Below are 19,533 nucleotides of genomic sequence, written 5' to 3'. Positions count from 1 at the left end.
CGGCCATCGGCCGCACTTGAGGCCGGCAAGCACGCGCGCCACACGGCGATGCGGCTACCATACCCGGGTCGCGGTGAGCCGTCGGACGCCGCTCATGCCGTGGCCGGTCATCCGCCGCGATATTAACCCAGCACAAAACAACGGAAAATCAGCTGTTTTTTGACGGCTTCGCGGCCGATGGCCGCGGCGATCATATGTTCGTGCCCGGCCCAGCGGGGTGGTCCGGCGCATTCATGCTCGGACCGGGATCGGGAACAAGCGCCTGGCGCGCGTCGAACGCCATCTGACAGGGGGCCACGGTCGTTATCCAGGGCAATCACGAGCGCTCGGATGGTAGGGAGATGGGGAGCTCTTCATGAATTTCGCTACTTGGGTCCAGAGCCACCGCCGCTCGGTTCTTTTTCTGCTGGCGTTGTTGACGCTGGGCGGGGCCGCCAGTCTTTTCCAGTTGCCGGCGGCGCTGTTTCCACAGGTGGCCTTCCCGCGGGTCCGGGTATCGCTGGATGCCGGCGCGCGTCCGGCACAGGAGATGATGCTGCGCGTCACGCGCCCGGTCGAACGCGCGGTTCGCGCCGTACCCGGGGTACGCGCCGTGCGCTCGACGACCAGCCGCGGCAGCACCGATATCTCGATCGATTTCGATTGGGGCCACGACATGGTCAACGCGCTGTTGCAGGTGGAATCGGCGATCAACCAGATCAAGTCCGGCCTGCCGGCGGGCACGCACTTCACCGCGAAACGCATGTACCCGTCCAACTATACCGGCGTTATCGCGTATAGCCTGACCTCGGCCGATGTCAGCCAGATCAAACTGCGCGATCTGGCGAAGTATCAGATGGCGCCTTTTCTATCCAGCGTGTCCGGGGTGGCCAAGGTCACCGTACAGGGCGGCGATGTGGCGGAATACCGGGTGAACGTGGAGCCGGCGCGGCTCAATGCGCTCGGCCTTTCCATCGGCGATGTGGCCCGGGCGCTGTCGGCATCGAACGTGCTCACGGCGGTCGGGCGTGTACAGGATCACTACAAACTGTATCTCGAGGTTTCCGACACCCGGTTCCAGAGCCTGGAACAAATCCGCCACACGGTGCTCAGGAGCGGCAGTGACGGCCAGGTACAGCTCGAAGACGTCGCCCGGGTGCGTCGGGCAACCGCACCCAAATACACCCGTTTTACCGCCGACGGCAAACAGGCCGTGCTGGTGAATGTCTACCAGCAGCCCGGCGCGAGCGTGATCAAACTCTCGCGCGACCTCGCGGCGCGATTGAAACAGTTTCAACCGCAGATCCCGGCGGGGGTAAAACTGCATCAGTGGTACGACCAGAGCCAGCTGGTCAGCGTTTCCCGAAGCAGCGTCGTCGAGGCGATTGTCATCGGCATCATCCTGGCCGCCGTCGTGCTGCTGGTGTTCCTGCGCAGCTGGAAGATCACGCTGGTCGCGATCATTGCGGTGCCGGCCGTGCTGGCGGCGACCATGCTGGCGCTGTACACGCTCGGCATGACGCTCAATATCATGACGCTGGGCGGCATGGCGGCTGCGGTCGGCCTGATCATTGACGACGTGATCGTGATGATCGAGCAGGTGGTGCGTCGGGTGCAGGAAACAGGCGAACACGGCATCGAGCGCGTGCTCGCCGCCGCCCGCGAGTTCACCCATCCGCAGATCGGCTCCTCGGCCTCCACCATCATCATCTTCCTGCCGCTGGCGTTTCTAAGTGGTGTGACCGGCGCATTCTTCAAGGCGCTGTCGCTGACGATGGCGGTCGCCCTGTTCATCTCGTTTCTGGTGGCGTGGCTGGTGGTGCCCCTGCTCGCCGACTTCATGCTGGGCCCCAGGGATACCGAGCGCGAGAAGCTCGGCTGGATCACGCGCCGGGTCAACCGCGGCTATACCAAGCTCATGGTGCGGCTGCTGCGGCGCCCCGCATGGGTACTGGCCGGCCTGGTACCGCTGCTGGTACTCGCCTATGTCGCGTTTTCCAATGTCGGGTCGGGCTTCATACCCACCATGGACGAAGGCGGGTTCACGCTCGATTACCGCTCGGCGCCCGGTACATCGCTGGCCGAAACCAACCGTCTGATGATGCAGGTGGCCGAGATATTGAAGAAAAACCCGTATGTGCAAACCTGGTCGCGGCGCCAGGGGGCGCAGTTGGGCGGCGCCATGACCACGACCAATTCCGGCGACCTGTTCGCACGGCTCACGCCGTTACCACGCCCCTCGACGGAAGCGGTGATGGCCCAGGTTCGCCAGGCGATCCAGCAACAGGTGCCGGGCCTGGACATCGATTTGTATCAGCTCATCGAGGACGAAATCGGCGATCTCACCTCGGTGCCCGAACCCATCGATATCCGGCTGTTCGGCAACGATGAGAGCCAGCTGCGCCGGGTCGCCGGCCGAGTGGCGCAGGCCATCGGCAAGGTCAACGGCGTTGTGGGTGTCAAGGACGGGGTCGTGATCGCCGGTGCGGCGTTGACGATTCACGTCGACCGGATCAAGGCCGCCGTCGAGGGATTGTCACCCCGGGCCGTCACCCAGCAGTTGCAAGCCTATCTGAGCGGCGTCGTCACGACGCAGGTGCGCAAGGGCGTCAAGTTCGTCGGCGTGCGGGTCTGGATACCGAAAAACCAGCGCGACCAGGTGAACACAATCGGCAAGATGCTGCTGCGGGCACCGGACGGCCACCTCGTCCCCTTGGCACGGGTGGCCAACGTGCGGATCGTTTCCGGGCAACCACAACTGACCCGCTACAACCTCAAGAGCGACGTGGCGGTGACCGCCCGCATCAGCGGACGCTCCCTGGGCTCGACCGTGGCCGATGTCAAGCAGGTGCTGCAGAAACCGGGCCTTATTCCCGACGGCGTTTACTATCAGCTTGGCGGGCTGTACAAGCAGCAGCAACAGGCCTTCAAGGGCCTGATCACGGTCTTCGTGGCCGCGGTGGCATTGATATTCCTGCTGCTGCTGTTCCTGTATGAGCGTTTCCGCGTGGCGCTGGCGATTCTGATCCAGCCGCTACTGGCTGCCAGCGCCGTATTCATCGGGCTCTGGGTCACCGGCGTCGAACTCAATATCACGGCCATGATGGGCATGACCATGGTCATCGGCATCGTGACCGAAATCGCGATCTTCTATTTCTCGGAGCTGCGCCTGATCAGGAATGACCTGCCCCTGGCCTGGAACCTGATCCGCGCCGGGCGCAACCGGATGCGGCCGATCGTGATGAGCGCGCTGGCCTTCGCGCTGGCGCTGATGCCGCTGGCATTCGGGCTGGGCCAGGGGTCGGGCATGCAGCGCCCGTTGGCCATCGCCATCATCTCCGGTCTGCTGGTGCAGATTCCGCTGGTGCTGCTATTCCTGCCCGTGCTCTACAAACTGCTTGCCGGGCGTTCGTCGCGTTGATGGGCCGGCATCGCCCGACACGCACCGCGCTTTCGCGAGGCCGGGGCGCGACGAATGCGGTGTCGCCCTGCACCTCGGCCGACACACGCCTGGGCCGCGGCGCCGCCCCGCGTGAACCGCCTGCAACCCCGGCAGGTGTGGCGGGCTATGCGTTCGTCGCTGATTGCGATTGCAGCTCGACCCAGGCCTCGCGCAGCATCCCGATGGCCGTATAGGCAAACAACAGCACGACCAACGCGCCCACGATCCAATCAGGCCACGGCACACCCACCACGAGCACCAGAACGCCCGCGCCGATGGTCGCGGCATTGCCGATGGCATCGTTGCGCGTGCACAGCCACATCGCCCGCATGTTGATATCTTCATGGCGATAGCGCAGCAACAGACCGGCGGCGGCCAGATTTGCCACCAGCGCCACGGCGCCCATGCCGACCATGACAGCCGCGATCGGCAAGGCGCCGATCACGATCTGGTGAATCAATTGGGCACCGATGCCGGCCGCAAGTACCAGTTCGATGAAGGCGTTCGTGAACCCGGCGCGGGCACGGGCACGAAGCGTGCGGTTGAGCGCGAACAATCCGATCCCCAGGCCCACGGCGTCGATCAGCATATCGACCGAATCGGCCTGTAGCGCGCTCGAGTGCCCCCAGAGCCCGACACTCATCTCGGCGACGAACATGAACGCATTGATGACCAGCGCCACAATCAGGGCGCGTCGTTGGGCGCCGGACGCCTGGCTCAGGTCGCCAGCGTTACAGCCGCAGCAGCTATCGGTCATGATTGCCTGTCTCGCTCGTTGAGGGCGGGGCCGTGCACACGGTAGTCGCCAATGCGATTGATAACAACAGCAGCCCCACGCGCCGCGCCGTACGGCGCGCAAGGATATGGCCCCGTGCCGGCCGGGCTCGCGCCATGGATTGGCGGCAATTTTTCGTGCCCGGCACGGCACCGGGGGACGCCGTATCGATGAGCGCAGCCCCGCGCTTCGTTCGACAGACATACACCGCAATGAGCCGCCATGCGGAATACTGCCTAGGGCCTGTTGCCGTTTCGTACACGTGCCGCGTTGGAGACCGCAAATCCGTCGAGACAAGGCGCGCGTCGCCGGTCGTGGCGTGCCACGATCAAGACGCGCAACGCCGTATCGGCGCCCTGGTTGATTTTATGGGCGGCCCAACCCGAAGGGACAAGCGCTGTTTTGCGGCAATCCAGCGTTGGTGCTCTCTCACGTAGAACGCCTACGCTACGTTCGCTATGCCTCGTCTTGCCGCAAAACAGCGCTTGGCGCGGGCGCGTACGAAACGGCAACAGACCCTAGTCCATTGCATTTTCACCACAATTGTAACCTGGGGGCGCACGCGGCACAGTGGAAGCTGCATTGGAACGCTGCAGGCATCTTTTGCCACCAACGCGTCATGCATGGGTCGCGTCCGGCGAGGCCGTCTTTCTCATGCCCCGCGAACCCGGTTCTTGCCCGCATCGACAGGATCGTGCCGCACGCACTCGAGCTTCATCACGTTGACAACGGTCACAACAGCCCAGGCGCGCCGCCCGCGCATTTCGTCGGGGCCGGACGATGGCCAGCCGGTGACCCGGCCGAGGCCGATCCCTCAGGGCGACGCCCGGCGCACTGCGGTCGGCTTCAGCGGCATAATCGAATGGGATGATCTTCTTGTCGGCCCTGCGGGGTCGAGCGGCTGCAAGAACGATCCCGGCGCGACACCCGACCGGGTATCCGTTCGAAAGGAACTATTATGGACAATGTGCCCTCCGGGGCCGCCACCACGACACCCATCGTAGCGATCGGCGCTTCCGCCGGTGGCCTGCGTCAGATCTCCACGTTGCTGGGCGGCATACCCGCCGGCACCGGCGCCGCTTTCGTGGTGCTTCAGCATCTGTCGAGCCGGCATACCTCGCAGCTGCCGAGCCTGCTCGGCCGCGCCACCGCGTTGCCCGTGGTGACGATCGAGGACCGCATGACGGTCACACCCGATCATGTGTATGTCATGCCCGAGGGGTGTGCGCTGGGGATCGAGGGCGCGCAGCTTCGGCTGCTGCCGAAAAACCAGGAGCCTGCGCCGACGGTAATCGATGGTTTTCTGCGCGCACTGGCGCAGGAACAGGGTTCGCGAGCGGTCGGGGTCATCCTGTCGGGCAGCGGACAGGACGGCGCCCTGGGGCTCAAGGCCATCAAGCTGCACGGCGGCCTGGCCCTGGCGCAGGACCCGGAAACCGCGGAATTCGGCCACATGCCGCGAGCGGCCATGGAACTGGCATCGCCGGATTACGTGCTGGAAACGCGCGCGCTCATCGAGCCGCTGTGCAACCACCTGCGGCATAACATCAAGATGCCGCCATTACCGCCCGGCGCGACCGGCACCGACAACCATCGACCGCGCCCCGGCGATACCGGGCCGCCGGATATCGAAATCGGGGACAGGATCCTGCATCAAGCGCTGGATCTGCTGCGCAGGAACGAAAACAGGCGCGATTTTTTCCCGTACAAGCCCAACATGCTCAAGCGTCGTATCCGGCGGCGCATGGGGCTGCTGGGCGCGCGCGACCCACAGGCGTATCTCGCCCGACTGGAGAAGGATGCCAGCGAACGCGCCAATCTAACCCAGGACTTCCTGATCAGCGTGACCGATTTCTTTCGCGATACAGCCGCCTATGACGCACTGCGCTGCGACGGGCTGTCGGCCTTGTTAAAGGATCGCGACGCGGCGGATACGATCCGCGCCTGGGTTCCCGGTTGCGCGACCGGTGAGGAAGCTTATTCCATTGCGTTCGCGCTGGACGAGGCGATACGCGAGACCGGCCGCGAGTACAACTTCATCGTGTTCGCGAGCGATATCGATACGCGGGCCCTGGCGCAGGCGCGCGCCGGCGTGTACCCGGAGTCGATCCGTACCGATCTCACCCAGCGTCAGCTGCGCACCTACTTCGACAAGATCGATGATCACTACCGGGTCAAGCGCGGCCTGCGCGAGATGGTCGTCTTCGCCGCCCAGAACATGATCGAGGATCCCCCCTATTCCCGGCTGGACCTGATCAGCTGCAGGAATCTGCTCATGTATCTGGCCCCGGAGACGCAGCAACGGGTCATCGCGACCTTTCATTTCGCTCTCAAACCCAACGGGTTGCTGTTTCTCGGCTCCTCGGAAACGGTCGCCGGCCAGGTCGATCTTTTCGAGCCGCTCGACGCCGCCAGCCGCCTGTTCAAGCGCGCCACCACGCAATACGCGTCGCGCGCCGACCTCCCGTTCGCTCCGGGCGCCGGTCCCGGGCGATCGGGCGATGAACCGCGCACCCCACGCCAGAGCACCGCCCCGCACGCCGACGCCCAGGAACTCGCGCGCTCGATCCTGCTGCGTGAATTCGTCCCGGCTTGCGTACTGATCAACCGCAAACTCGATATCCTTTGCAGCTACGGGCCGACGCGCGATTTTCTCACGCTGCCGTTCGGCCCGTCGTCGCTATCGCTCATGGACATGGTGCGCGAGGAGTACCGCAGCCATCTGCGCGCCATTATCCACCGCGCCTTTCGCGACGACAGCCAATGCGACGTCACCGCGGTGCCCCATGACGACGACGACTACGCGGTTCGTATCACCGCCCGCCCGCTGCATCGCCCGGCCTCGGCACGGGGGCTTCTGTTTGTCACCTTCGAACGCCTCAAGACAGCGGCGCGCACCAAACCGGGCGCCACCAGCGACCACGAGCAGCAGCAACTGGCCGATGAACTGGAAGCGACCCGGAATGAGCTGAACACCACCATTCAGGCGCTGGAGGCCTCGAACGAGGATCTCAAGGGTTCGAACGAAGAGATCCTCTCCATGAACGAGGAATTGCAATCGACCAACGAGGAGCTCGAAACCTCGAAGGAGGAATTGCAGTCGGTCAACGAGGAGCTGACCACAGTCAACACCGAGCTCGAAAACAAGGTCGCCGAGCTGGAAACCGCCCACAATGACCTGGAAAACCTGTTCGCCGGCACGAACGTCGCGACGCTGTTTCTCGACAAGGCGCTCTGCATCAAGCGTTTCACGCCCGCGATCAAGGGGTTGCTGAGTCTAATCACATCGGATATCGGCCGCCCACTGAGCGATATCTCGCTGAAATTCGACGATCCGGCACTGGCAGCCGATGCCGAGAACGTCATGCGCGAGCTGAGCCAGCGCGAGCGCGAAGTCCAGACCCGGCATGGCGAGTGGTTTCTGCGCCGTATCGTGCCGTACCGCACGCAGGACAACGCCATCAACGGCGTCGTGATCACCTTCGCCGACATCACCGAGATCAAGCAGGCTTCTCTGGCCTCGGCCGAGAGCGAACAGCGCCTGGATCTGGCCATGGGCGCGATCAACGGCGGCATGTGGGATATGGCGCTCGACCCGATGACCCAGGATGCCCAGCCCGACCACATCTACATATCGGACCGGTTGAAGCATTTGCTGGGTTTCGAGCCCGAACAATTCCCCAATTCATTGCAGGCCTGGGAGGAACGCGTCATCGCGCCGGACCGCGAACGATTCAGCGCGATCGATCGGCGCGTGGCCCGCGGTGACGGGGGGCTGCACTATCGTATCCGTCATCGCGACGGCAATATTCGCTGGTTCGCCAGCAACGGCACCGTGATACGCGACGACGAAAACCGGCCCGTACGCTGGATCGGGATCGAACGCGACATCACCGAACAAAAACTGGCCCACCTGTACGTCGTACAGGCCCAGGCGCGGCTGGAATCGCTGGCCGATTCCATACCGCAGATGGTGGCCTACGCCGATGCGAGCGAAACATTCCATTTCGCCAATCAGGCATTCAGTGCCCTGTTCGGGCACGCGCCGCAGGACATTACCGGCCATAAACTGGAACAGATCTTTGGCCCGGCCACCTACGCCGAGCTTCGCCCCTGCCTGGCGGCCGCCATGGCCGGGCGAGAGGCGACATCGCACGTGACCCATACGGACACCGCCGGCCGGGTTCACGGCTTTACGGTCAGCCTCATTCCCCAGTTCAGCCACGACCGGGTCAGCGACGATACCGCGCCCGAGCTGTGTCTTCTTCTACGCGAAAATGAAGCCGACGGCCGCCGGGCATTCGACCATATCGACCGGCAAGCCAGCCTGGTCTACATGCAGCGACTGGCGACGCTCGGCGAATTGACCACCACCCTGGTGCACGACATCAAGCAGCCGCTGAATTCGATCAACAACTACGCAGGCGCCATCAAGCGCATGCTGCATGCCGGGCGGCCCATCGATCAGGTCACGCCCACGCTGGGCAAGATTGCGGAACAAGTCCAGCATGCAAGCGAGATCGTCACGGTCACGCGCGATTTCGTCGGCGACCGCGAGACCAGCAACAGCGACTTGAACACGCTGATACACCAGGCGCTGGCCTTGGTCGAAAGCCTGGTCCGCAAGAACCACATCGATACCCATCTCGATTTGTATTCGCCGCTGCCGGCGATCCAGTGCACCCCGATCCAGATCGAACAGGTGATCATCAATCTGATCGTCAATGCAGTCGATGCCATGGAGTCGGTGGATCGGGGACGCCGGAACCTGACGATCCGGTCACGTCTGGTCGATGATGAGGTGGAGTTCGGCCTGACGGACTCCGGCGAAGGCATTCCCCGCCAGAAGCTCGGGCGTATCTTCGATTCGTTCTACACCTCCAAGCTCGAAGGCACCGGGCTGGGACTGTCGCTGGCACGCTCGATCGTGGAGGGGCACGGCGGCCGGATCTGGGCGGAATCGACGCTCGACCACGGCGCCACCTTCTTCGTCCGCCTTCCAACCTGCGCCGTCGAAGGTAAACTGGGTTGAGGCTTTTCGCGCGCCGCACGGTTTCTTTCCGTCCGGCCCGGCGTGGCCGGGCGGGCCGGGGCGCCCCTGTTTCCAGGGCGGTTCAAGCGGCCGCATTCAGAGGCCGACATAGACGTATTGGCAATAAATATTCCGATTCAGCGCGGGCGATGTTCGACGACACGAAAACAACGGTCATCGTCGTCGATGACGATGCCGGCCTCTGTGCCTCCCTGGAAATGCTTCTGGCGGCCGCGGGCTACGTATGTGCCAGCTACGGATCGGCCGAGGCCTACCTCAAGCGAGCAGCCGCCGGTCGGCCCGGCTGTATTCTGCTCGACATCGAGCTGCCGGGCATGAGCGGCCTCGAACTCCAACGCATGATGCGCACGCAGGCCTCGGATCCGCCGATTGTCTTCCTGACGGGCAGTGGCCGCGAAGATGACGCGCGTCAGGCCCGGGCCGGCGGGGCCGCTGCATTCCTGCACAAACCGGTCGACCCCGATCAGCTGCTCGATCAGATTGCGCGCGTGACCGCCGGGCCCTAAGCGCCCACGCCAATAGGCGCCAAAGACCGGCCACACGCCCGGTGGCCGTGCATCATGTGCCAACCTCCGGTTTCACGCGGCGCCACGCCCGGGCTGCGGGGAAAGGAATCGACGTCCCCGTCGCAGGCGGACTGGTAACGGCGCTTGGGCGGCCGGCTGCGCGGCTGGATCAGCACGCGCTCAGCGTTTGCCCCGCCTCCGATGTCCGCGCGCACTACGCAGGCTTGCGGAACCGGCCAGTGGCTGGCCAGCCGTTTCCTTGACCGTGAACAACGTCAGCAGCGCAACCGCAGCGGCGACCATCAGATAGAACGCGGGCATATAAAGATTGCCGGTCGCGCCGATGAGCGCCGTGATCACGAAAGGCGCCGTGCCGCCAATCGCGGATGTCGACAGGTTGTACGAGATCGCAAACCCGCCATAACGGATACGGGTCGGAAAAATAGCGGGCAAAGTGGCGGGCATGGTACCGGATAGCAACACCACCAGAATCGCCAGAATCGCCAGCCCCACGGCCGTATAGACCATGCCATGCAACTGAAACATCCAGAAGGCCGGATAGGCAAGCAACAGGAAGCCAATGCACGATGCCATGATCACCGGCTTGCGGCCCACGCGGTCCGACAGCCAGCCGACGAGCGCGATGACGAGCATCATGCCAATATACACCGCGATCAGCAGTTCCAGCGATTGCGTGCTGGAGAAATTCAGATGTTTCTCGAAATAGCTCGGCAGATAGGTCAGTACGGTGTAATACGCCACGTTCAGCAGCACCACCAAACCGATGCACTGCAGCATCCGCCGCCAGTGTTCGGTGAAGATCTCGCGTAGCGGCGAGCGGGACGTTTCGCCTTTTTCGGCCGCCGATGAAAATGCCGCGCTGTCTTCCAGCTTGAGTCGCAGATAGAGCCCGAACAGGCCCAGAGGCGCTGCACATAGAAACGGAACGCGCCAGCCCCAGCTGTGCATCGCCGAATCCGGTAGCGAGACGGTCATCACGGTCACCAGCCCGGCGCCGAGGGTGTAGCCTCCCAACGTGCCGAATTCGAGAAAACTGGACAGAAAACCACGGCGGTCGTCGGGGGACGATTCCACGATGAAAGTCGCCGCGCCACCGTACTCGCCGCCGGTCGAGAACCCCTGAACCAGGCGGGTGACGATCAACAGAACCGGGGCCCAGACGCCGATGGTCTGGTAGGTCGGCAGCACACCGACAGCCGTGGTCCCGGCGGCCATCATGAGAATGGTTATCACCAGCACCTTGCTGCGCCCGATGCGATCACCCAGCGGGCCGAAGAAAAGACCGCCCAACGGCCGTGCCAGAAAAGATATCGCGAATACGCCGAAGGACTTGAGTAACGAACCGCCCTGGCCGTGAAAGAAAAGATCGCCGACCGTCGTGGCGAGATAGCCGTACACGCCGAAATCGAACCACTCCATGGCATTACCCATGGCCGCCGCGGCCACTGATCGGCGAATCCCCGATGTGGTCAGTGCAACGCCGTCGGATTCGTTGTCTTGGCCTGTGTCCGCAACCCGGGTACTCATGGTGCAACTCGTGTCGTCGAATTCTGCGCGACAGCCGGGCTGTCGCAGCACTCGTAAAAATGCGCGAAACCGTGACCGCGAAACCCCGCGCTAACCCGGTTCGACCAGAATATTTTCCAGGTCGGCGGTATCGACCAGAGGGTCGTCGAGCTCGACTTCGACCCGGGACCGGGTCAGGGTCCAGGCGCGGCCGGTGATGTGGGTGTCCCAGGCGCGCTGTCCGTTCACCGTAGTCTGACCAAGCAGGGTGCCGATAAAACTGCTGTCGCGCGGCGAGAGCGTTTCCAGCCACTGCCCGTCCCGGATCTGGCCGCGTTCCGCCATCAGCGCGATGCGCGCGGAGGTGCCGGTACCGGTGGGGCTGCGACAGATCACCCCCGGGTGAACATAGGTGGCGCCGCGGGCGCGAAATCCGCCATCGACCGCGTGGGCCGTGCGCATGAAATGCACGAACGACAGCGGCGTCACATCATCGAACCCGGGATGATTCTCGATGAACTCCGGACGCACGGTCTTTACAAAAGCGTCGGCGAAGGCCGCCAGCGCCGGTTCCTCGTCGCGAACCAGCTGAAAACCCAGCGCTTGTGCATCGATCATCGCGTAAAACCCGCCGCTCCAGACGACGTTGTAGCGAACCTTGCCGTAGCGAGGCACCTCGGCTTCCATATCCGGGACCGCCACATAGGCCGCCTCGCCCTGGGTCGTGACCGATTGGACGAAGCCGTCGGCACATCGCGCCTGCCCGCGGGCGATGCCGGCCGGCGACTCCAGCAAAACCGTCTGCTGGCTGTCTTCGATCGGGATGCGACCGCTTTGCAGCAATGCGGTCGCGGTACAGATCGTGTTGGAGCCGGAATACATGGGGTAACCCATGGCTTCCATGATGATGTAGCCGGCCTCGGCGTCGGGATGGCACGGCCGCACGATCAGGTTCACCGACATCGCCGGGTCGCCGTAGGGCTCGGACAGCAACAGGCGGCGCAGGCCATCGCCGTGGGCTTCCAGATATTGCTGCTGCTCGTGCACGGTATTGCCCGGCAAGGCCTCGACGCCACTGAGCACGATACGGCTGACATCGCCGCCGGCCTGCATATCGATCACCCTGAGCGAGCGTACGCGGCTGGGTTTCTTGTCCGGTTGATCATCCGACATGGCACACTCCGTGTTGCTGACCTCGCCGCGGCGAAACGAACGCGCGCATCCTGCGGGTTACAAGCGGCAGAAACGGCATCGATGACGCCTGAGCCGGGCCGGCTCGGGTCTGTCGTCACAGACCTCGATACCGCTGCCGGGGCCGCGCCGGGAAGTGGCCGCATCGCCTGTTCTTACGCTAACGCATTCAAGCGGCAAGCCAATCCGGGGAATTACCAACCGGGATTGATAGGAGACGCCGCGCCATGATCCGCTCCCGGGCCACGACGGGCTGCTCCGGCCGCGGCCGTTCGGGATGCGTTGCTACTGCAGGGGACGCTCGAAACCGGCCTCGGCATCCAGCAGCACCCCCTCCAGCGCCGGGCGGTAATCCCCCGGCTGCTGCCAGAGATCGCGCTGCATGGCCTCGAGCATGCGCTCGGCCATGTCGCGCAGGGCCTGCGGATTGTGCTGCTCGACGAAAGCACGGTTGGCCTGGTCGAGAATCAGGGCCTCCGCGACGGCGGCGTACTGGTAATCGCTGACCACGTCCGCAGTGGCGCCGTAGGCGAACAGGTAATCCACGCTCGCCGCCATCTCGAAAGCACCCTTGTAACCATGGCGCTGCATGGCGGCGATCCATTTCGGATTGGTCACCCGGCTGCGCACCACCCGGCCGACCTCCTCGGCCAGGGTCCGCACCCGGGGCGCCGCGGGATTGCTGTGGTCGGCATGATAGATCGCCGGCCTCGCGCCGCCGCGGGCCGCACCCGCCGCGTTCGCCATCCCGCCCTGAAAGCTGTAGTAGTCGGCCGAATCCAGAATATCGTGCTCGCGATTGTCCTGGTTATGCACCACGGCCTCGATCCGGCCCAGCCGGTCGACGAAGGCCTCGTGGGCCTGTTCGCCATGCACGTGCTGGCCGTAGGCGTAACCGCCGCGCTGGATATAGGCATTGGCCAGATCCTGCGAACCCTGCCACTGCCCGGCGTTGATGACTTCGGACACGCCCGCGCCGTAGGCCCCCGGTTTGGAACCGAACACGCGAAAGGCCGCCTGGCGCGCGGCCTCGTCGCGGTCGCCACCCTGCGCGATCAGTTCAGCGCTGCGCGCTTCGATGCGTTGCCGAAGGGTATTGGTCTCGCCCGGCTCATCGAGCACGGCAAGCTTTTGCACCGCGGCATCGAACAACCGGATGAGATTGGCGAAGGCGTCCCGGAAGAAGCCCGACACCCGCAGCGTCACATCCACCCGCGGCCGGCCCAGCTGGAACGCCGGCAGAATCTCGAAATCCACCACCCGGTTGGAGCCGGCGGCCCAGATCGGACGCACGCCCATCAACGCGAATGCCTGGGCGATGTCGTCGCCGCCGGTGCGCATGGTGGCGGTCCCCCAGACCGACAGGCCGATCTCGCGCGGGTAGTCGCCGTGGTCCTGAAGATGACGCCGCACCAGCGAATCGGCCGAGGCCTGGCCGAGCGCCCAGGCGGTGCGGGTCGGGATCGCGCGACTGTCCACGGCATAGAAATTGCGCCCGGTCGGCAGCGTATCCAGCCGGCCGCGGGTCGGCGCCCCGCTCGGCCCGGGCGGGACGAACCGGCCGGCAAGGCCGGCCAGCGTGTGTTCGATTTCATCGGCCACGCCCTGTTTCAGGGCCGGCAGCAAGACCTCGCGCATGTAGCTCAGCAGCGCCGTCGTTGCCGGGCCGATCGCGCAGGGCGCATCGCCCAGCACCGAGTGCTCTACCCGTTGCACGGCAAGCTGTTCCAGGCGGGTCCGGGTGTGCCAGTCGGTACGCCAGCCGGTGGTCGTATCGAGTGCCGCGAGCACGGCCGGTCGCGGGCCGGTCCAGGGCTCGCCGCGGACGGCCAGCGGATCGAAACCGGCGAGCCCCAGATCCTCGGCCAGCGCATGCAGAATGCCGCGATCGGCGGCTGACTCGCCGCGCGGCAAGCGCACCAGCGACACCAGCGTTTCCGCGAGCTGGCGCGTCTCGGGCATTTCGCCGAAGCGATGCAGCCCACCGCGGATCTGGGCCTCCTTCAGGTCGCAGATATAGGTATCGAGCTGGTTGAGGATCGCGTCGTCGTCGCCGTCGGTGCCGGCGATCTCCTCGGCCACATGGCTGCGCCGGGCCAGTGCCAGGATCTCGCGGCGCAACCAATCCTCGCGACGCGAATCCAGCCCCATCGCCTCGAAGTATTCATCCACCAGGCCTTCCAGTTCGGCCAGCGCGCCGTGGCTTTCGGCGCGCACGATCGGCGGCGTCATGTGATCGATGATCACCGCCTGGCTGCGCCGCTTGGCCTGGGCCCCCTCGCCCGGATCGTTGACGATGAACGGGTAGAGCTGCGGCAGCGGACCGAGCACGATATCCGGCCAGCAACGGTCCGACAGCGCAACCGCCTTGCCGGGCAGCCATTCCAGGTTGCCGTGCTTGCCGACATGCACGAGGGCATCGATGGCATAGACCTCGCGCAGCCAGGCATAGAACGCGAGATAACCGTGCGGCGGCGCCAGATCCGGATCGTGATAACTGGCCGCGAGGTCGATATCGAAGCCCCGCGGCGGCTGCGGCCCGACGAAAACATGGCCGAAACGCAGGCCGGCGATCTCGATCCGCCCGTCGCGATAACGCGGATCGGCGCTCGGCTCGCCCCAGCGGGCGCGCACCGCGGCCCGGGCCGTATCCGGCAGCCTGGCAAACCAGCGTTCATAGACCGCGATATCCAGGCTCTGCCCGGTCGGCTTGAAGTGGTTGGCACGGACGTCGTTTGACAACGCGGCACGCAGCGCCTGCATGAGGGCGTCGGTATCGGCCGGCAGTTCGCCGGTGACATAACCCGCGCGCCGCAGGGCGCGCAGCAGGTTGAGCGTGGCCGCCGGTGTGTCCAGGCCGACCCCGTTGCCGATCCGCCCGTCGCTGCCCGGGTTGTTGGCCAGCACCAGCGCAACCCGTTTATCCGCATTCGGCCGGCTCTGCAGCAGCGCCCATCGGCGGGCGAATTCGGCCACGAAGGCCGCCCGTTCGGGCATCAGCTCATGACGCACGACATCGATCTGGCAGATATCGCTGCGAAAGGCCCGGCTCTTGAAGCCGATCGCCCGGGTGACGATCCGCCCGTCGAGTTCCGGCAGCACCACATACATCGCCAGATCGCGCCCGCGCAGCCCTGCATTGGTTTCCTGCCAGACGGCTTCGGTCGTGCTCGCCAGCACCAGCTGCAATACGGGAATATCGCGGGCAAACATCGCCCGGCCCGTGCCCGGCTCGGAAGCGGCCGCAGCATTGGTGGCGGCGCGCAGGGCAAAACCGGTGGTATTGAGCACCACGCGGGCATTCGCCGCCGCAATCAGGGCGTCGACTTCGGCCAGACAGGCGTCTTCCTTGAGCGAGGCCACGGCGATCGGCAGCGGGTTGAGCCCGTACTCCACCAACACATCCAGCAGCCCGTCGAACACCGCCATGTTGCCGTTCTGCAGATGGCTGCGATACAGCAGCACCACGGCGACCGGCCGGTCGGAGCCTGTCGGCCAGGTGCCCTGCCAGTCCGCCAATCCCGCCGGGCTGCGCTCGGGGTGATAGACCGCGGTCCGGGCCAGAGCCACCGGCTCCTGCCAGTCGTATGCCCGGTCGAAGAATGCCGCGGCGACATAGCGCAGCAGCGCATCGGCATTGGCCGCCCCGCCCTCGCGCAGATAGCGCCAGATGCGATGCGCCCGGGCATGGGCGACGGTCGAGGCCGAGAACAGATCGTCGTCGTGCACATCCTCACCGGGTACCAGGACCAGCTCGCGATCGGGCGCCTCGGCGGCCCATTCGACGAGCTGCTCGACGCCGTAGGGCCAGTAGGACCGCCCGCCGGTCAGGGCCACGATTACGACCCGGGCCCGGTCGAGCGTCTTGTGCCGGTACAGATCCAGCGCCGCCGGCTTGGCCAGGTGGCGCCAATTGGCCAGCCGCAGGCTCGGGCTATCGGCCGGGGCACGCTCGGCGGCTTCGGCCAGCAGGCCCAGTACGCCGTCGGCGGCCGCCATGATCACGACATCGCCCGGCGACTGATCGAGATCGACGATCCCTTCGTCGTCGCTGAAGCCGCCCGGCTGGGCTGCAAGCAGATGCACAGGCCGAAGCGCTCAGCGGGCCGCTATGCCGGCGTCGCCGCCGCATCGATTTCGGCCGCGCTCAGGACCTCGCGGATCCGCGCCCGGTCCAGATCGTGGCCGATGAATACCAGCCGCGTGGCCCGCGTCTCGCCGGCCTCCCAGAGGCGATCGAAATAATGCGCGATGCGCTCGCCGACCGCCTGGACGACCTGGCGCATCGGCTTGTCGCCGACCGCCGCGAAGCCCTTGGCGCGATAGATGGTCTGTTCGCCGATCAACTGCTGCATGCCGGCGATCAATCGCTGGCTATCGACCGCGCCGAGGGCCACGACCATGGCATCGAAATGGTCGTGGGCATGGGCGTGGTCTTCGCCGGCTGCATGGTGGGCATCGTGATGGGTGGTGATCGCCTCGATCCGATCCTCGGTGGCCGAATCCAGCCCGGTCAGCAGCTCCGGATCGGCTTCACCGTTTTCGATGAACAGGGCCTTGACCTGTCGCGGCAGGCGCGCGGTCAACCACGCGCGCACCGCGCCCCGCCTGCGGTCGTCCAGTTGATCGGCCTTGCTCACGATCACCAGATCGGCGGCGGCGAGCTGATCGTCGAGCAGTTCTTCCAGCGTCGGATCATGATCCAGCGATGTATCGGCCAGACGCGCGGTGGCGACCGCCTGCGGGTCGGCCGCCCAGGTGCCGGCCGCGATCGCCGGGCCGTCGAGCACGGCGATCACCGAATCGACGGTGCAATGCTGCTTGATCTCCGGCCAGTTGAAGGCCTGGACCAATGGCTTGGGCAGGGCCAGGCCGGAGGTCTCGATCACGATATGGTCGATCGAGTCGCGCTTTTCGATGAGCTTTTTCATCACCGGCACGAACTCTTCCTCGACCGTGCAACAGATACAGCCGTTGGCCAGCTCGAAGATGCCGTCCTCGGCTTCGTCCTCGCCGTCGCAGGCCAGCGGACAGCCGCGCAGCAGCTCGGCATCGATATCCATTTCACCGAATTCGTTGACGATCACCGCGATGCGCTTGTCGGTCGCGTTCCTGATCAGGTTCGACAGCAGCGTGGTCTTGCCGCTGCCGAGGAAGCCGGTGACGACGGTGGCATGGATCTTGTCGAGTTGCATGAGCGAGCTCCGATGAATCGTGAATCAGGACGCCGAAGTCGTGGCGTCCGGTTCGGCCCCGAACAGGCGGGCAATCGCCGCCGGATTCGAACCGAAGAACAGATGCAGATAGGTCGCGGTCAGCCTGCGATCGCGCACGATCGCCTCGCCGGGCGCGGGATGGCGTTGCCGGCGGCCATGGGCCAGGGGTTGGGCGCCACCCTCGGTGATCGAGCGATGATGGGCATGGGCACGAATCCCGCCCTCGGGCAGCGGCGCGGTCTGCATGCCCTGGCAGCCCCCCTTGTTCCGCATGCGCCCGGCGCCGGCGATCAGCCCGACCATGCGATGGCGGCGGCCATCCAGTTCGGTCAGCGATTCCTGGACATAGAGCATGCCGCCGCATTCGGCGAGCATTGGCTTGCCGCGGGCGTGAAACGCCCTCAGGGCCGCGTGCATGGCCGTATTCGCGGCCAGTTCGGCGGCATGCAGCTCCGGATAGCCGCCCGGCAGCCAGAGCGCATCGACCGCCGGCAGTGCCCGGTCGGTCAGCGGCGAGAAATAAGTCAGCCGCGCCCCCATCGCCGTCAGCAATCGTTCGTTCGAGGCATAGGCAAAGCTGAAGGCGGCATCGCGGGCGATGCCGATTGTCTTATCCGCCAGCCACGGCCCGGGCACGGCCGCCGGCCGCGCCTCGAACGCCACCGGCTGCGCGGCTGCGAGCAGATCGCTGCCGTCGATATGATCGGCGACCGCCTCGAGCGCCGTATCGATCGTCTCGCCCTGCTCGGCCGGCGAGACCAGACCGAGATGGCGATGCGGCAAGGCCATGGCCGTATCGCGCGGCAGCCGGGCCAGCAGCGCGGTCGCGGCGGGCAGCGCCTCGGCCACGAGCGCCGCATGCCGTGTACTGCCCACGCTGTTGGCCACCAGCCCGGCGAAGGCCAGATCGGCGCGCGCCTGCTGCAGCCCCGCCACCAGCGCGCCCGCGGTCTGGGCCATGCCCTTGCAATCGAGTACGAGGGCCACCGGCAGGCCGAAGGCGGCGGCGAAATCGGCACTCGAGGGGGTGCCGTCGTAGAGCCCCATCGCGCCTTCGACCAGAATCAGATCGGCTTCGCCGGCGGCTTCATACAATCGCTGGGCACAGTAATCCGGCTCGGCCATCCAGAGGTCGAGCGGCTCGACCGGTGCCCCGGCCGCGGCGGCCAGAATGGCCGGGTCGAGATAATCCGGCCCGGTCTTGAACACCGCCACACGCTGCCCGCGCCGGCGGGCTGCCCGCGCCAGGCCGGCCGTGACCGTGGTCTTGCCCTGGCCCGAGGCCGGCGCCGCGATGCACAGGGCCGGACAGCTGCGTGTCGCGCCGGCGGCGCTCATGCCGGGCCCGCCAGAAAATCGGCCAGTTTCACGTGCCGGCACGGCCCAGCGGCACCCGGGCGCGCTCGGTATCGATCACGGTCAGTTCGCCGGGCCAGGCCCGGGCTTCGATCGCCTCGCGAGCGCGCCCGTCGGTGAAGATATAGCTGCGAAAACCGAGCCCCGGCTCGCGCCGGGCCAGCGTCTGCAGGCGCCGGCCGGCCATGGCAACGGCCCGTGCCAGGGGCGTGCCGCCACCCGCCGGGATCGCCGCCAACCGGGTTTCGATCGCCCGCGGCGCGCGCCCGGGCGGCACCAGCCAATCAATGCGATCGCCGCCGAAAACCAGCACCGCCAGACGCTCGCGCTGGCGGCGCGCGCGTTCGGCCAGCCCGGCGACCGCGGCACGGGCCGTCGATTGTTCGTCGGCCCCGAGCGTCGAAGCCGAGGTATCCAGCAGTACGCAGTTGAGGGTCGCGCGCGCCGGGCGGCCCGGGCGGCGCGCCGGGGCCGGGTCGCCCTCGCCC

Annotated in this window: 10 protein-coding genes; 3 read left to right on the top strand and 7 right to left on the bottom strand. The window is 65.8% G+C overall.

Features of this window, described 5'->3' with window-relative positions; genetic code table 11:
* Positions 1 to 355: 355 nt before the first annotated feature.
* Entirely contained in the window at positions 356 to 3,400 is a 3,045-nt protein-coding gene (locus tag ACS8YF_RS04820) for an efflux RND transporter permease subunit (protein WP_440849087.1), read from the top strand.
* Positions 3,401 to 3,545: 145 nt separating this feature from the next.
* On the opposite strand, the gene ACS8YF_RS04815 is transcribed toward ACS8YF_RS04820, so the two are convergent.
* Positions 3,546 to 4,178: a cation transporter gene (locus ACS8YF_RS04815; protein ID WP_440849086.1), complete on the bottom strand. Its 633-nt coding sequence runs from the start codon at positions 4,176 to 4,178 to the stop codon at positions 3,546 to 3,548.
* A gap of 976 nt (positions 4,179 to 5,154) precedes the next feature.
* Between ACS8YF_RS04815 and ACS8YF_RS04810 the strand changes: the two genes are divergently transcribed.
* Together ACS8YF_RS04810 and ACS8YF_RS04805 are read left to right on the top strand one after the other, a co-directional pair.
* Positions 5,155 to 9,228, top strand: coding sequence for a CheR family methyltransferase (locus ACS8YF_RS04810; RefSeq protein WP_440849085.1), 4,074 nt, complete (start codon positions 5,155 to 5,157; stop codon positions 9,226 to 9,228).
* A gap of 149 nt (positions 9,229 to 9,377) precedes the next feature.
* On the top strand, positions 9,378 to 9,755 hold the full coding sequence (locus tag ACS8YF_RS04805) for a response regulator transcription factor (protein ID WP_440849084.1): 378 nt from the start codon (positions 9,378 to 9,380) through the stop codon (positions 9,753 to 9,755).
* 180 nt (positions 9,756 to 9,935) lie between these two features.
* On the opposite strand, the gene ACS8YF_RS04800 is transcribed toward ACS8YF_RS04805, so the two are convergent.
* The 6 genes from ACS8YF_RS04800 to ACS8YF_RS04775 form a co-directional block, all read right to left on the bottom strand.
* A complete protein-coding gene (locus ACS8YF_RS04800; RefSeq protein WP_440849083.1) occupies positions 9,936 to 11,303 on the bottom strand; it encodes an MFS transporter in 1,368 nt (455 codons plus the stop codon).
* Positions 11,304 to 11,393: 90 nt separating this feature from the next.
* Entirely contained in the window at positions 11,394 to 12,455 is a 1,062-nt protein-coding gene (locus tag ACS8YF_RS04795) for a proline racemase family protein (RefSeq protein ID WP_440849082.1), read from the bottom strand.
* 303 nt (positions 12,456 to 12,758) lie between these two features.
* On the bottom strand, positions 12,759 to 16,559 hold the full coding sequence (cobN, locus tag ACS8YF_RS04790; protein ID WP_440849081.1) for a cobaltochelatase subunit CobN: 3,801 nt from the start codon (positions 16,557 to 16,559) through the stop codon (positions 12,759 to 12,761).
* A gap of 23 nt (positions 16,560 to 16,582) precedes the next feature.
* Positions 16,583 to 17,668, bottom strand: coding sequence for a cobalamin biosynthesis protein CobW (cobW, locus tag ACS8YF_RS04785; RefSeq protein ID WP_440849080.1), 1,086 nt, complete (start codon positions 17,666 to 17,668; stop codon positions 16,583 to 16,585).
* A gap of 24 nt (positions 17,669 to 17,692) precedes the next feature.
* Positions 17,693 to 19,027 carry a cobyrinate a,c-diamide synthase gene (locus ACS8YF_RS04780; RefSeq protein ID WP_440849079.1) on the bottom strand — a complete coding sequence of 445 codons (1,335 nt, stop codon included), beginning with the start codon at positions 19,025 to 19,027 and terminating at the stop codon, positions 17,693 to 17,695.
* Positions 19,028 to 19,055: 28 nt separating this feature from the next.
* Positions 19,056 to 19,533 (bottom strand): vWA domain-containing protein (locus tag ACS8YF_RS04775; RefSeq protein WP_440849078.1); only part of this gene is annotated, 478 nt, incomplete at its 5' end.

Origin of the sequence: Salinisphaera sp. SWV1, assembly GCF_052044155.1 — a bacterium.
Classification (GTDB): Bacteria; Pseudomonadota; Gammaproteobacteria; order Nevskiales; family Salinisphaeraceae; genus Salinisphaera.
Note: the sequence above shows the minus strand (reverse complement) of the source record. Positions and strands in the feature narration are given on the sequence as shown.

What these genes read in the sequence shown, in the direction of transcription:
- ACS8YF_RS04805 (WP_440849084.1), top strand. Translation starts at nt 9,378, where the DNA reads ATGTTCGACGACACGAAAACAACGGTCATCGTCGTCGATGACGATGCC.
- ACS8YF_RS04800 (WP_440849083.1), bottom strand. Translation starts at nt 11,303, where the DNA reads ATGAGTACCCGGGTTGCGGACACAGGCCAAGACAACGAATCCGACGGC.
- ACS8YF_RS04820 (WP_440849087.1), top strand. Translation starts at nt 356, where the DNA reads ATGAATTTCGCTACTTGGGTCCAGAGCCACCGCCGCTCGGTTCTTTTT.
- ACS8YF_RS04815 (WP_440849086.1), bottom strand. Translation starts at nt 4,178, where the DNA reads ATGACCGATAGCTGCTGCGGCTGTAACGCTGGCGACCTGAGCCAGGCG.
- ACS8YF_RS04795 (WP_440849082.1), bottom strand. Translation starts at nt 12,455, where the DNA reads ATGTCGGATGATCAACCGGACAAGAAACCCAGCCGCGTACGCTCGCTC.
- ACS8YF_RS04810 (WP_440849085.1), top strand. Translation starts at nt 5,155, where the DNA reads ATGGACAATGTGCCCTCCGGGGCCGCCACCACGACACCCATCGTAGCG.
- cobW (WP_440849080.1), bottom strand. Translation starts at nt 17,668, where the DNA reads ATGCAACTCGACAAGATCCATGCCACCGTCGTCACCGGCTTCCTCGGC.
- ACS8YF_RS04780 (WP_440849079.1), bottom strand. Translation starts at nt 19,027, where the DNA reads ATGAGCGCCGCCGGCGCGACACGCAGCTGTCCGGCCCTGTGCATCGCG.